Origin of the sequence: Myxococcus qinghaiensis, assembly GCF_024198215.1 — a bacterium.
Taxonomy (GTDB): Bacteria; Myxococcota; Myxococcia; order Myxococcales; family Myxococcaceae; genus Myxococcus; species Myxococcus qinghaiensis.
Map to the genome: position 1 here is coordinate 160242 of NZ_JAKCFA010000025.1, position 14322 is coordinate 174563.

Consider the following 14322-nt stretch of genomic DNA (forward strand, 5'->3'; position numbering starts at 1 on the left):
GGGTCACCTCCGTCGCGTCAAGCGCACCCGGGACGGCGCGGCGCACGAGCGCGCGTACTGCTCGAAGGCGCTCGCCTGGAGGAACACCACCTCCGCGCCCCCCAGCCGCAGCGACGCCCGACTGAACAACGGAGAGGAGCGACCCGGCACAATCAACACGCCTTCCTGGTACGTGCCGCCGTGGCTCTCCAGGTCCGTCACGCTCCACACCTCCGTGTGCGGCTCCGGACGAAATCGCGCGTGCTGTCGCGACACGGTGGGCTCCGGCAGGACGATGTCGCACTCCGGGCTGCGGCCGACCGTCACCTCGGAACCACTTCCCGGCAGCCTCGGCCGCAGCTCGAAGACGACGGGCTCCCCGACACGCGGCGGCGACGGGCCCATCAGCGTCGGGGCCTCCACCGGAGACACCGCGCGCGGCAGACGCGGCATCGAGTCCCACACCAGCACGGGCCACCCGACACCTCGCAGCAGCGCCTCGCGGTCCTCCTGGAGCTGGGCCATCAGCGCTGACAGACGGTGGAGCACGGGGGTCCTCCAGGCCGGAAGGAAGGTGTGCTCGCTAACCTGTGCACGCCCCTTGCGTCTGTCCACCCCAGCGCGTTCGCGAAGTCGTCCCGGTGTCGCGGGGACGTGCCACGCACCTCACTTCGCGGGGCCGCAGGCGCTCCCGAGCGAGAGCACGTCCGCGTCGTAGTGCAGCCCCAAGGCGCCAGAGGCCTCGATGTGGCGCACGAAGAGCGAGCCATACACCTCCGCGTTTCCACTGAGCGTCATCGTGGCGCCGGGCGCGTAGAAGTTTCCCGCGATGACACTGCCCGCGGAGATGCCCAGCGTCCCGGTGCCCGCCGAGTACACGCGGACGCGGGCCGGCGCATCCACCGAGCCCAGCAGCAACTGCCCCGCCACCGTCACGTCGCCGCCGATGAACAGGTCCAGCTCTCCGGGCGGCACCACCTCCACGGAGAGCCGCTCGCCGATGACGACGTCATCGCGCACGAACAGCGCGGTGCGCTCGCGCACGACGAGGTTGAGCCGCCCCTGTCCCTCGATGCCCGTCAGGAAGAAGCGCCCGCACGGCAGCTCCAGCGTGCGCTCTCCGTTGAAGCCCGCCAGCGACGAGGCGTCCAGGCCGATGGCGTCGTTGTGGTTGTGCTCGGCGTGATTGGCGATGAGGCCGCGGATGTCCACGCGCGAGGCGTCATCACACGCGCACGGCGCCACCGACTCCACCGGCTCGCGCAGCACCTCCGAGGCCGTCACCGTGCCCGACATGTCATTGCCGGCGGGCACGGCCAGCTTGCCCATCACCGTCAGCGACGCCAGCCCCACGTTTCCGCGCACCCAGGCATCGCCCGTCACCTGCGCGGACACGTTGCCCGTGAGCGGACCTCCGCTGTACAGGCCGCCGCCCACCGACAGGCCCCGGCCCAGCGAGATGCCATCCGCGCCGCCCGCGCTGAACCCACCGCCCACCTTCAGCGTGTCGTTGGCCGCGACGCCACCATTCGTCGCCACCGCGCCGCCCTGCCCTCCCGGCACGTACTTGCCCATGGAGCTCCGGAACGCGTCCGTGGTGAGCGCCGCGCTGAACGCGAGCCTGTCACACGAGCACAGCGCGAACCGGAAGGCGCGCTCCGCCAGATGGCCGCTGCACACCTTCTCTCCCGTGACGCTGTCGCCCACGAGCAAGAGCGGCCCGGTGGACGCGCAGAAGGCCGCCTGGTCATCGGGAGTCTCGGCCTCCCCGGTCGGCCCACCACCGTCGGACGAGGCCACCGGGCCCGCGTCGTTGTGCGGCGTGTTGATGAAGGCCACCGGGTCCCTCACCGTGCACGCGGACCCCACCGTCAGCCAGCCCAGCAGGACGAAGCCGCCAGGAGAACGCTTCCACCGCGATGCGAAGGCGCGAGTCATCGACCTGAAATCTCCCTCAGTCGGTTCCGAGCCGCCACCCCATGGGGCGAATCGGGGTGGCGCGCGAGGAAGGCCTCCAGCGCTCGCGCCTCGCCGTCCCTGTCGCCCAGGGCCCGCAGGGCCTCCGCGACGCCGTGGCTCGCCTCTTCCTCCAGGACACCCCCGGGCCAGCCCCGCTGGGCCTCCTGGTACTGCCGCAGCGCACCGCGTGCATCCCCCAGGTGCTCCAGCCGCAGCGAGCCCGAGGCCACGCGTGCCACATACGCGGACATGCCCTTCGGGTCGGTCCGGATGACGCGCAGGTAGAGCGCCTCCGCGGCCTTCCACTGCCCCGTGGCCCGGTGCTCATTGGCCCGGCGCAACAGGTCCTCCGGCGCGGGCGCACCCGGGAGCCGAGGCTCCACCCGGGGCTTCACGGACGGTGGCGACGCGGTGATTTCGGGCCCGGCCCCAGCCGCGTCGACGTCAGGCACCTCGGACCCAGTCCGTGCGGCGGCGGCGTCCACGCGCCCAGGCTCGGCCCTTGAGCCATCGACACCGACGCCCTCGGGCACGGTCGGCCCGACGCGGACTCCGTCCATCTCCGGGTGGGCCCGCGCGCCCTTGGCACTTCCCCCGGGGGCGACTCCCGGCTCCGGAAGCACGGGCTCCACCACGGTGGGATTCGCGCTGAGCGACGGCGCGTCCGGCTCACTCCGTCGGGACAGGTGCCAGGTGGCGACGGCCGCCGCGCCCACCACGAGCAGCGCGCCTCCCATCAACCACTCGTACCGTCGACGGGGACGCGGAGGCGGCGAAGGCGCGTCCAGGGCGGCGAGCATGGCGGCCTGCACCAGCGCCGCGGACTTCTGCCGGGACAGTCGCCGGGCGGGCCCCGGGTCCTCGTCGAGCGGCGCGAGCATCCCCGGCGGCAGCCCTTCGTCATCCAGGGGCCGGCTCATTCCGTACCTCCATCCGGAACGGAGCCGTCCTCGGTCGCCAGCGCGCGGAGCGCCGTGCGCCCCAGCCGCAGCCGACTGCGAATCGTCTCGAAGGGAATCCCCAGCTCGTCCGACACCTCCGGCACACTCATGCCGAGCACATGATGCAACACCATCGCATGTCGCTGCTCGTCGGGGATACGGTCCAGCAGCATCACCATGCGACGACGGTGCACGTACTCGTCGGGAGGCGCGTCCTCGGACGGCACCGCCATCAGCTCCGCGGAGTCATCGCCGCGCCGCGCCTCGTTGCCCCGAGCGCGCTTCAGCCAGGCGAACGTCGTCCGCGCCACCACCCGGTCCACCCAGGACTGGAACTGCCCCTCGCCCCGGTACGTGGACAGCCCGCGCAACAGCGCGATGAGCGCCTCCTGCGAGATGTCCTCCACCTCTCCATCCCCATGCACCAGGTAGCGCACGAGGTTGCGCACGCGCGGCAACAGCTCCATCAGCAAGGACTCGGCGGCCTCCTTGCGTCCCTGGATGGCCGCCTGGATGCGGGGGTCCGCTCCAGGACGTGCCCTGCCGACAACTTCCCGTCCCGTGCTCGTCATCGCCCCCATGGAGGGAGGTCGAGGCGAAAACGGGTCATCGCCACTCACGGCAGCAACACCAGCGCCAGGGCGAACCGGGGCCGTACCGCCCAGCCCTCATTGCGCGGCACGAAGTTTCCGTCCTCGGAGTAGCCGAGCCGGGGGCGCCCCAGGACGGCATCGGCGGCGACGGTGGCCTCCATCGCGACCAGCTGGGAGAAGCGCCAGCGCACCGAGGTATCGGGCCCGGCCAGCAGGGCGGGGGTGAAGCGGGGCTTGGCGGCGATGATTCCTCCGAAATACGACTCCGTGCTGCGGCCGAAGATGAGCAGGCCCAGGCCCGCGCCCACACCCCAGCGCAGGCTCCCCGCTTCGATGAGCGGAGTGTCCACCCACAGGCCTCCGGCGTACTGCTCCAGCTTCACGTCCGTGCGCCCATCCGGGAGCTTCTTCTCCAGGCCCGCGAGGACCTGGAGGCGGATGCGCAGCGTGCGGAACTCCCAACCGGACGCGAGCAGCAGGCCCTGATGGCCTGAGCTCTCATACCCATCCAGCGTCATCACCCCGCCCACCATCACCTGCCAGCGCAGCGGCACCGAGTCCGACGCGGCCGGTGGCATGGACCACAGCTCCGGCGGCATGGGCGTGGGCTCGCGCTCCGTCTCGGGGGTGGCGGGCGCGGGCAGCGGGGCGGCGACTTCGACGACGTCTCCCAGGGGCGTGCCGGCCTCCACCGCGCGCAGGGCGGAGCGCACGACGAGCGCCACGGCCTCGGCGCCCGCGGACCACTCGAGCGCGCCGGGCTGCCCTTCCAGTCGCGCGACACGCACGAAGAGGTGGCGACTGCCGGGCTCCGCGAAGTGGACGCGCAGCTCGGTGCCCGAGCGCTGGAACCAGAGGACGGCGCGGGCCTGCTGCGCATCCGCCAGCGCGACGACGGAGCGCCACTGGTCCTGGGGAGTGCCCTCCAGGGATGGGCCGGGCATGGCGCGCAGCTCGACGGGCAGGTCGCTGCTCTGGCCTCGCACGCGCTCCAGCAGGGCGCCGTCCTCCTCCGAGGACACGCGCGCCACGGCGAGCCATGGGCCGCCGTCCGCCGCGCGTACCTCCACGCCCAGGCACAGGGCGGCGACGAGCCCCAGCCGAATCAACACGACGCCCGATGCCATGGCGCGGAGGCTAGCGTCTCGTGAGTGCGCGCGGGAAGCCCCGGGGCAAACACACCTCACCGCGACGACGCGGGTGGCAGGCGTACCGGAAAAGACGCGCTGCGCCTGCCATCCTCCGGCGGACGGGCAGCCATGGGCCTGGGCCTCCAGGCTGCCCTCGTGCGTGGCTTCAGCGCTGGACGCTCGGGGTGGCGCGCAGCTCGCGGCTGACGCGCTCGGCCTCCCGGAAGACGCGCAGCAGGTTGCCGCCCAGAATCTTGTGGAGCTGCTCGCGGGTGTAGCCCCGGGCCACCAGCGCCTCGGTGATTCGCGGCAGGTCCGCCACCGAGTCGAGCCCCTGGGGCGAGGAGTTGATGCCGTCGAAGTCCGAGCCCAGGCCCACGTGGTCCACGCCGGCCACCTTGGCGATGTGGTCGATGTGGTTGATGACGGCCTCCAGCGGCGGGCGCGGCACCTTCGCGGCCCACGCCCAGCTCACCTCGGAGTCCGCGCGGAAGCGGGTGACGGGGTCCGCGTCCTTGTACTTCGCCTCCACCGCGGCCTCGGCGGCCTTCCGCTCGGTGGCCATGGCGGCGTAGGCCTTGCGGTAGGTGTCGTCGACGAAGGCGGAGAAGAAGTTCACCATGACGACGCCGCCGTTGGCCGCGACGGCCTTGAGCATCTCGTCCGTCATGTTGCGCGGATGGTCCGTGAGCGCGCGGGCGGACGAGTGCGACGCGATGACGGGCGCGCGCGTCACCTTCACCGTGTCGAAGAACGTCTTGTCGGACACGTGGGAGATGTCCACGAGCATGCCCAGCCGGTTCATCTCGCGCACGACGTCACGGCCGAAGTCGGTGAGGCCATCATGGTGCTTCACCGCCGCGTCCTGGATATCGCCCGACGAGTCCGCCCACTCGTTGGTGTTGGACCAGGTGAGCGTCATGTAGCGCACGCCCAGCCGGTAGAAGTCGCGCAGCACGCCCAAATCATTCTGGATGGAGTGGCCACCCTCGATTCCCATGAGCGTGGCGAGCTTCTTCTGCTTGCCCGCGCGCGCGGCGACGATGTCCTTCGAGGACAGCGCGAGCACCATCTGGTCCGGGTGCTTCTCCACCGCGCTGAGCACCGAGTCGATGATGCGCAGCGTCTGATGGGTGTAGCGGCCCGCGAACTCCTTGGGCTCCACCCAGATGGAGAAGAAGGCCGCGCCCAGGTTGCCCGCGCGTGCGCGGGTCAGGTCCAGGTGACCCTGGCCATTGGGCGGCTGGGAGCCCACGTCGAAGCCCTCGTTGAGCATGCGCAGGGGCGTGTCCACGTGCGTGTCGATGATGAGCGCCGACTCGTGGATGGCGCGGGCCTTCGCGGAGATGGGCGACGGCGCGGCGGGCGCGGCGGCGAGCGAAGGCGCGCCCAGGAGGAGCAGGGCGGTGAGGACGGAGCGGTTCACGCGGGCACCTCGGAACGACGGGACTTGGGGGGACTCTCCCACGGAGCCCGCGCGGGATGAAGGGACGTCAGGGGCGCTTGCCCTGCCCCACCCCGCCCAGGCCCGCGTAGACGGTCTCCAGCCACTTCTCCGTCTTGACGTGGCCCTCGCCGAAGCTCCGGTACTGCTCCGGCAGGCCCTCGGCCTTCACCTGCTCCAGCGTCTTGCCCGCGACCTTCTTGCGCCGCACCAGCGCCGTCGTCTCGCGCAGCATGGCGACGAAGCGCTCCAGCTCCTCGCGTCCCGCCAGCGCGCCGTGACCCGGGATGATGCGCACGCCGGCCGGCAGGCTCGCGAGCACGCCCTCCACGTTGCGCACGTAGCCCTCCACGCTGCCGCCCGCCTCCAGGTCGATGACGGGGAAGCGGTCCGTGAAGAACTGGTCGCCCAGGTGCAGCACGTTGCTGCCCACGAAGAGCACCGTGCTGTCGCCATCCGTGTGGCCTGAAGGCAGGTGCGTCATCCGCACCTCCTCGCCGTTGAACCAGAGGCTGAGGCCCTGCTGGAAGGTGAGGACGGGGCGCGCATGCTCCGGCGCGGGAGGCAGCGTCTCGCCCCGACGGACCCTCGGCTTCGACATGCGCGCGCGCACGGCCTCGTGTGCCACCAGCGTCGCCTCGCGCCCGAGCACCGCGTTGCCTCCGGTGTGGTCGCTGTGCACGTGCGTGTTGAGGACGTAGACGAGCTTCTGCTTGCTCAAGGTCTTCAGCGCCGCGCGGACCTTGTCGATGAGCGGCGCGAAGTCGTCGTCCACCAGGAGCACGCCGTCGGGCCCCACCGAGACGGCCATGTTGCCACCGGCACCCTGGAGCAGGTGCACGTTGCCGGCGACAGGCGTGGCGCGCACCTCCACCTGGGAGAAGTCGCGGTCCTGCGCGAGCACGAGACAGGGCAGCAGGACGAGCACGGCGGCAACGGCCTTCATGCGACCTCCAGACGACGGGGGATGCGGCGGCGCGCGTCTTAGCAAACCTGGCGCCCTTTCATTCCCGAGAGCCTCACTTCTCCCGTGAAACACGGACCGTCACGACGCCGAGCGGCGTGCCGACATGGGACGATGGCGAACCCCGCGCCGCTCGCGGGGACGGACACCTCTCGCGCCCTGGCTCCGTCGCGTGGCACCTCACGCATCTCGCCGCGTGAGAAGCCACTGGAGCCTCGGCGCCCGTCCTCGCGGTGGGACACCTCGCGGACGCGTGCACGGGGGTGATGACACGCCTCCGAGGGAGACGGCCCTGGCACGGCGACTGCTCAAGCAGGTGGCGACCTCAGGCGGTCAAGCCGGCGAGGCGGTCGCGCCGTGGTGGCGCGGTGTGGAGTGTGGAGGCGGAAGATGCTGATGGCGGGGAAGCGACTGGCGGTGTTCTCCATTCGCGAGGGCAAGGGCGGGAGCATCTGGGTGCGGGCGGGCAGCGCGTTCGTGAACAAGGACGGCTCGCTGAACGTGTTGCTGGATGTGCTGCCGCTGGACGGCAAGCTGCACGTGCGTGAGGCGGCGGAGAAGCGGGACACGCCGGGAGTCAGCGGGCGGTACGCGCCCGAGGTGGGGCTGGACGCGGCGCCCGTGGGGGGCCATTCGTGAGGGCCGCGTGGGGACTGCTGGCGCTGGTGCTCCTGGTGGGGAAGCCCGGCGTGGCGGACGCGGCGCGGCTGCGCACCCAGTACTCGGGCGTGGTGAACCTCAACGAGGCGACGGCGGCGGAGCTCGACCTGCTGCCCGGCGTGGGTGACTCGGCGGCGCAGCGCATCATCCAGCACCGGGGCAAGCGCCCCTTCCAGCGGGTGGAGGAGCTGGTGCGGGTGAAGGGCTTCGGCCGCAAGAAGTTCCTCAAGCTCAAGGCCCACCTGACGCTGAGCGGCCCCACCACCTTGAAGGTGGAGCAGGTGGCCTCGCCTCCCGAGGGAAAGGAGGTGGTCGCCACGAACAACTGACACGACGCATCCATTCATGGGGAGAGGGGTCGCCGCCCGGGTCTGTCTCGTGGCCCGGGCGGTGGCCCTGTCGAGTCGCGGCTCCGCGCCGGGGGAGCGGCCAGGCACCTCGCAAGAGAGGTTTGTATCTGGAACCCGGCTGGTAGAGCATCCGCCGCCATGAACCGACGACTGCCTCGACTGCTCACCGCGCTGCCCGTCTCGGCCGCGCTGGTTGCTCCGCCCGTCCTCGCGTGTACCAGCATGCTGGTCAACAAGGGCGCCACGGCGGACGGCGCCACCCTGATGACATACGCCGCGGACGCGCACGAGCTGTACGGCGAGCTGTACTACACGCCCGCGCGCCGCCACGCCGAGGGTGCCCAGCGCGACATCATCGAATGGGACACCGGCAAGCACCTGGGGCGCATCCCCGAGGCGCCGGTGACGTACTCCGTCGTCGGCAACATGAACGAGCACCAGCTCTCCATCGGCGAGTCCACCTTCTCCGGCCGCAAGGAGCTGGAGGGGCCCGCGGGCATCGTCGACTACGGCTCGCTCATCTACATCGCGCTGGAGCGCTCCAAGACGGCCCGCGAGGCCATCACGGTGATGACGAAGCTGGTGGCCGAGCACGGCTACGCGTCCACCGGTGAGTCCTTCTCCATCGCCGACCCCAAGGAGGCGTGGCTGCTGGAGCTGATTGGCAAGGGCACAGGCCAGAAGGGCGCGGTGTGGGTGGCCCGCCGGCTTCCGGAAGGCCACATCACCGCTCACGCCAACCAGGCGCGCATCGAGCAGTTCCCGCTGAACGACTCGGACAACGTGCTGTACTCGCCGGACGTCATCTCCTTCGCCCGCGAGAAGGGCTGGTTCAAGGGCGCGGACAAGGACTTCAGCTTCGCGGAGACGTACAACCCGCTCGACTTCGGCGGGCAGCGCTTCTCCGAGGCGCGGGTGTGGAGCATCTTCCGGCGCGCGGCGCCGTCGAAGAACTACGGTCCGGAGTACGCGGATGGCTCCGCGCCGGCCAAGCGGCTGCCCCTGTGGGTCAAGCCGGACAAGAAGCTGTCCGTGCAGGACGTCATGGCGCTGATGCGCGACCACTTCGACAACACGCCGCTCGACATGTCCAAGGACGTGGGCGCGGGTCCCTACGCGGCGCCCTACCGCTGGCGGCCGATGACGTGGGAGGTGGACGGCAAGAAGTACGTCCACGAGCGCGCCATCTCCACGCAGCAGACGGGCTTCTCCTTCGTCGCGCAGATGCGCGGCTCCATGCCGGCCCCCATCGGCGGCGTGCTCTGGTTCGGCGTGGATGACACGTCGATGACGGTCTACACGCCCATGTACGCGGGCATCCGTCAGGTGCCGAGGAACTTCGCCCAGGGCGTGGCCAGCCGCGGCGCGTTCTCCTGGGACTCCTCCTTCTGGGTGTTCAACTGGGTGTCCAACCAGGCCTATGCGCGCTGGAGCGACATGTCCGTGGACGTGCACAAGGAGCAGGGCGCGCTGGAGGGCCAGTTCCTCGCGGACCAGGCCGACATCGAGAAGACGGCGCTGGAGCACTACAAGCGCAGCCCGGAAGAGGCGCGGCAGTACCTCACCACCTACTCGGTGCAGCAGGGCGAGAAGGTCCACGCGCGCTGGCGGAAGCTCGGCGAGACGCTGCTGGTGAAGTACATCGACGGCAACGTCCGCGACGAGCAGGGCAAGGTGAACCACCCCAAGTACCCGGAGAGCTGGTACCGGCGCATCGCCCAGGAGCGCGGCAAGACGCTGGAGATGCCGCCCGAGCCCCAGGAGCCCAAGCCCGTCGCGGCCCCCGGCCCCGGCCCGAAGACGCCGCCCGCGCCCGCGCCCAAGCCCACCGTGGCGCCCGCTCCGTAGTCCCCCGCCCCCTCTCCGGCCCAGGTCGGGAGGGGCCGCCGGAGCCCCGCCACCGAGCGGACAACCCAGGCGGGGCGCCCCCCGCCCCCCACCTCACGGGGTGGAGGGACGGGCGCCCCCCTCCCGCGTCATGGGAAGCACGGGCGCGGAAGGCGGAGGTGGCGGAAGGTGAAAGCCTCCCCACGTCTTCTGGTGACTGATACACAACGAAGTTACAGGGCGGGGGGGACCGCGAAGAGATAGACCCCCTGCGACTCAAAGACTTGCAGAGACAGGGAGGCGGCAGGTGAGGGAAGATGAAGTCATGAAGGACACGGCCAGTGGGGAGCCGGAACCCCAGGAAGGTGAGCGGCTCAAGGGCCCGCCGCTCGGCGAAGTGCTCGAGTTCATGCGCCTGCTGTGGGCCGTGGACCACGGGCTCCAGTCCACCTCGAAGCGGATGGAGTCGACGCTGGGCCTCACCGGCCCGCAGCGCCTGGTCATCCGGCTGGTGGGACGCTTCCCCGGAATCACCGCCGGCACGCTCGCCCAGATTCTCCATGTGCACCCGAGCACCCTGACGGGCGTGCTCAAGCGGCTGGAGAAGCGCGGCCTGCTGGAGCGCAAGTCTGACCCGCTGGATGGGCGCAAGGCGCTGTTCGCCCTCACGGAGTCGGGGCGCGCGCTGGACATCCCCTCCGAGGGCACCGTCGAGTCCGCCGTGCAGCGCGTCCTCTCCCGGATGTCGCGCAACCGCATCCTCTGCACGCAGGACGTGCTCACCGCGCTCGCGCAGGAGCTGGGTGGCGTACCGCATCCAGAAGAGGACCTGGCCGCTGACTCGGCCGCGAAGAAGCCGGACTTTCGCTGAAGCAGGTCCGCCACGGCCCGCCCCTCCGGCGGGCCCCGGCTCGCCAGCTCGCTCGCCCGGCGTCCCGCTGAACCAACGAGCGTCGATCCGGTGCCGCCTCCGCGCAGGCCCTCGACGCGCTTCCCCACCCCTCCCAGCGCCTGGACCTCGGGTGGGACCCTGCTTCGCGGCCACGTCGCCCGGCGTCGACCGCCTCCGGCCCACCAGCGCCATGAAGCCCTTCCCGAGTCATGACGGGCACTTGGCGCGGGCTGACGGGACGAATGGCGGCCTGCGCCGCGTTGCCTCCCGGACCCTCCGGCGCCTGGGTCCTTCCGGCGTCGGACAGCCCCGCCCATCCTGGGTGAAATCCAGGGGCCCAAGCACCTCGCGGCCCGTCGGACGTTGCTAGAGAATCGGGAAATAGGCACCTCCGCCGGGAGTTGCCTCGCCACTGAGCGGACAGGACAGCGTGAACCTCGACACCCCGCAGAGCCCAGGCCCCGAGCTGCCGCCCCCGCCGCCTCCGCCACCGGCCTCGCCCACGCGGGTGGGCAGGTCCTCGCGAGGCCGTGGCGTGGAGGCCCTGCTCTCCGCCGTGCGCGCCCGGCAGCGCCGGTACCTGTGGCTGCAGGGAGTCGCCCTGGGCTTCGTGGCGGCCTGCCTCCTGTGGGTGGGCGGCGGCCTGCTGGGACTCGTGGCCCCGCGCATCGGCGGCTCGCTGCTCGGGCTGGCCGTGCCGGTGGGCGCCGCGGTGGCGTGTGTCTTCGGCCTGTGGCTCGCGCGGCGACGGGTGGGCGACGACCTGCTCACCGCGCGCCTGGTGGGCCAGCGCCGGCCGGAGCTGTCGCTGGACGTGCTGGCGGCGGTGGAGCTGCGGCGCGAGCAGGAGGGGCAGGCCAACGGCTCGCCGGAGCTGGCGGACGCCTTCCTCGCGCAGATGGACACGCGGGTGCGCACCGTGGACGCGCGCTCCGTCGTCGACGGCCGCCCCGCGCAGCGCAGCGCCCTGGCCGCGTGCGGCGTGCTGCTGGTGCTCGCGCTGGTGTTGGGGCTGTTCGGTGAGAAGTGGGGCGCGGGCGTGAAGCGCATCCTGGAGGTGGCGCGCACGCCGGTGGCCCAGGCCCAGGTCGAGCCCATCACCGGCGACATCGAGCTGACGTACCGCTACCCCGCGTACACCGGCCTGTCCCAGCGCACCGTGCCCGGCACCGACGGCGCCGTCAGCGCCCCGGCCGGCACCGAGGTCGTCCTCAAGACACGCTCGGACCGCCCCGTGGAGCGCGCGGAGCTGGTCATCAACGACGAGACGGTGCCGCTCCAGGTCACCGGCAACCGGGATTTGGAAGGCACCTTCATCGCGAAGAAGACCGGCCACTACCGCTTCGTCTTCTATGCCCGGAGCGAGAAGCCGCTCGCGGTGGGCCCCGACATCCCCCTCACCGTGGAGGCGGACAAGGCGCCCCAGGTGACGCTGATGACGCCCGCCGCGGAGCTGGAGGTCGACCCCGGCCAGAAGGTGACGCTCAAGTACGAGGCCACCGACGACTACGGCCTGTCCGGCCTGTCGCTCGTCTTCCGCACGCCCGGCGCACAGAAGGACACGCGCGTGCCACTGCGCCGCGAGGACGGCCGGCGCAGCCGCGACACGTACACGTGGGATTTGGGCTCGCTCAAGGTGGACCCGGGCGACCGGATTACGTACTTCGTGGAGGCGCAGGACAACGACGCGGTGGAGGGCCCCAAGAAGGGCGTCAGCCGCACCCAGGTGCTGCGCATCTACTCCGCCGCCGAGCACCACCGCGCCGCGCTGGAGAAGGCCGAGCAGCTCTGGGGCCGCATGGTGGACCACCTGGCGGACCGGCTGGAGGGGCCTGACCGCGACAAGCAGAAGGACGCCCAGGCCATCGCCTCCGCCGCGTCCGTGGACACCAGCGGTCAGCAGCTCATCACCGACATGCGCACGCTGGCGCAGACGCTGTCGCGCGAGCGCGACGTGCCCACCGAGCTGGTCTCCGCGCTCGCCAACATCTCCGAGTCCCTGGGCAGCCACATCAACGGCACCGCGGACTTCCGCCGCCTCTACCTGCGCACCCAGCGCGCGCGCGGCGAGGACTGGGGCACCGGCAACCGCCTGTCCGGCGTGGTGACGGAGGAAATCGCCGAGCTGGAGAAGGACATCCTCTACCTGGAGGCCCTGCTCGACAGGCAGAAACTGGAGGCGCTCCAGGAGATGGGCAAGCAGTTGGCCGGCGAGCGCCGCGAGCTGTCGCGGCTGATTGAGCAGTTCAAGGCCAACCCGGACGAGTCCGCGCGCCAGGCGGTGATGGAGCAGATTCAGCAGCTCAAGGCGCGCATCCAGGAGCTGATGCAGCGCATGGCGGAGATGCGCAAGGGCATCCGCGACGAGCACCTCAACGCCGAGGCCCTGTCCGAGATGATGAAGGACAAGGACATGCAGAGCGCCCTGGACGATGTGGAGAAGCTGATGCGCGAGGGCAAGACGGACGAGGCGCTCGCGAAGCTCCAGGAGCTGGGCATGCAGATGGACGAGATGCTCAAGGGCCTGGACGAAGCCAACGAGGAGTTCGGCGGCGAGCAGTACCCGGAGCTCGCGGAGAAGTTCGGCAAGTTCATGGAGGACCTGAAGGGCACCGTGGACGAGCAGCAGCGCGTGGCCGAGCAGACGCGCCAGCTGCGAGACCAGGCCCGCGCGCAGAACAAGGAGCGCCTCTCCGAGCGCGGCGAGTCCATCAAGAGCGACCTCATGCGCAAGGTGCAGCAGGCCCAGCAGAGCTACGACAAGCTCAACCCGGAGCACCTCAACAGCCGCGCCGCGCGCCCCCTGGAGGAAGCCCAGTCGGAGCTGCGCAACGTGGAGAACGCGCTGAAGGTGAACGACTTCGACCTGGCCGCGGAGGCCGCCGCCAGGGCCGAGGACGCGGCCCGGCAGCTGGCTGGCATGGGTGAGCAGCAGAAGCAGCTCGACGAGATGTTCGGCAACCCGCCCGAGGTGCGGCAGCAGTCCTCGGAGCTGGCCCAGCGCCTGGACCGCGACGCGCGCAACGTGCAGGACGTGAACAAGCAGCTCCAGTCGCTCTTCCCTCCTCCCGGCTCACAGCTCTCGCAGCAGGAGAAGCAGCAGCTCCAGCAGCTCTCCCAGCAGCAGCAGCAGCTGGAGCAGCGCGCGCAGGACCTGCGCCAGCAGATGGAGGAGATGGAGCAGACGGCGCCGCTGTTCGGTGAAGAGGCCTCACAGCAGATGGAGGGCGTGGGCCAGCGCATGGGTGAAGCCGCGCAGCGGATGCAGGGCAAGGACCCGGGCCGGGGCTACGGCGAGCAGCAGGCCGCGCTGGAGGGCCTGCGCCAGTTCCAGCAGCAGATGCAGCAGGGCCAGAAGGGCCGCAAGGGCGGGCTGCCCCTGCCCGGCGGCATGAGCGGGCGCAAGCAGGGCAACTCCGGAAGAGACCCGAAGGACCAGGTGGAGCTGCCCGACGAGGACGCGTTCCAGGCGCCCAAGGAGTTCCGCAAGGACCTGCTGGACGCGATGAAGCAGGGCGCGCCGGAGAAGTACCGCGAGCAGGTGAAGCGCTACTACGAGGAGCTGGTGAAGTGAGAGACCGCC

The 14322-nt window shown here is 71.1% G+C and carries 12 protein-coding genes; 5 read left to right on the forward strand and 7 right to left on the reverse strand.

Annotated elements, in window-relative coordinates; all coding sequences use genetic code 11:
- Positions 1-3: 3 nt before the first annotated feature.
- From LZ199_RS36715 to LZ199_RS36745, 7 genes are all read right to left on the reverse strand, one after another.
- Positions 4-528: an FHA domain-containing protein gene (locus tag LZ199_RS36715; protein WP_253998446.1), complete on the reverse strand. Its 525-nt coding sequence runs from the start codon at positions 526-528 to the stop codon at positions 4-6.
- Between the two features lie 117 nt (positions 529-645).
- Positions 646-1917 (reverse strand): DUF7305 domain-containing protein, encoded by a 1272-nt coding sequence (locus LZ199_RS36720; RefSeq protein WP_253998447.1) that lies wholly within the window; start codon positions 1915-1917, stop codon positions 646-648.
- On the reverse strand, positions 1914-2858 hold the full coding sequence (locus LZ199_RS36725) for a tetratricopeptide repeat protein (protein ID WP_253998448.1): 945 nt from the start codon (positions 2856-2858) through the stop codon (positions 1914-1916). Before LZ199_RS36725 ends, LZ199_RS36720 begins: the two co-directional genes overlap by 4 nt.
- A complete protein-coding gene (locus tag LZ199_RS36730) occupies positions 2855-3451 on the reverse strand; it encodes an RNA polymerase sigma factor (protein ID WP_253998449.1) in 597 nt (198 codons plus the stop codon). The genes LZ199_RS36725 and LZ199_RS36730 overlap by 4 nt, the downstream gene beginning before the upstream one ends.
- Positions 3452-3495: 44 nt before the next feature.
- Positions 3496-4599, reverse strand: a complete 1104-nt coding sequence (locus LZ199_RS36735; RefSeq protein WP_253998450.1) for a hypothetical protein — start codon at positions 4597-4599, stop codon at positions 3496-3498.
- A gap of 169 nt (positions 4600-4768) precedes the next feature.
- Complete coding sequence (locus tag LZ199_RS36740) at positions 4769-6028, reverse strand: dipeptidase (protein WP_253998451.1); 1260 nt, start codon at positions 6026-6028, stop codon at positions 4769-4771.
- A 67-nt stretch (positions 6029-6095) separates the two neighbouring features.
- Positions 6096-6992, reverse strand: a complete 897-nt coding sequence (locus LZ199_RS36745; protein ID WP_253998452.1) for an MBL fold metallo-hydrolase — start codon at positions 6990-6992, stop codon at positions 6096-6098.
- Between the two features lie 408 nt (positions 6993-7400).
- Here LZ199_RS36745 and LZ199_RS36750 point away from each other — a divergent pair, with 408 nt between their 5' ends.
- The 5 genes from LZ199_RS36750 to LZ199_RS36770 all read left to right on the forward strand — a co-directional run bounded on the left by LZ199_RS36750 (position 7401) and on the right by LZ199_RS36770 (position 14313).
- Positions 7401-7649 carry a hypothetical protein gene (locus LZ199_RS36750; protein ID WP_253998453.1) on the forward strand — a complete coding sequence of 83 codons (249 nt, stop codon included), beginning with the start codon at positions 7401-7403 and terminating at the stop codon, positions 7647-7649.
- Positions 7646-7999 (forward strand): ComEA family DNA-binding protein, encoded by a 354-nt coding sequence (locus LZ199_RS36755; protein WP_253998454.1) that lies wholly within the window; start codon positions 7646-7648, stop codon positions 7997-7999. Before LZ199_RS36750 ends, LZ199_RS36755 begins: the two co-directional genes overlap by 4 nt.
- A gap of 159 nt (positions 8000-8158) precedes the next feature.
- A complete protein-coding gene (locus LZ199_RS36760) occupies positions 8159-9868 on the forward strand; it encodes a dipeptidase (protein WP_253998455.1) in 1710 nt (569 codons plus the stop codon).
- 304 nt (positions 9869-10172) lie between these two features.
- Positions 10173-10718: a MarR family winged helix-turn-helix transcriptional regulator gene (locus tag LZ199_RS36765; protein ID WP_253998456.1), complete on the forward strand. Its 546-nt coding sequence runs from the start codon at positions 10173-10175 to the stop codon at positions 10716-10718.
- 451 nt (positions 10719-11169) lie between these two features.
- A complete protein-coding gene (locus tag LZ199_RS36770) occupies positions 11170-14313 on the forward strand; it encodes a DUF4175 family protein (RefSeq protein ID WP_253998457.1) in 3144 nt (1047 codons plus the stop codon).
- Positions 14314-14322: the final 9 nt, after the last annotated feature.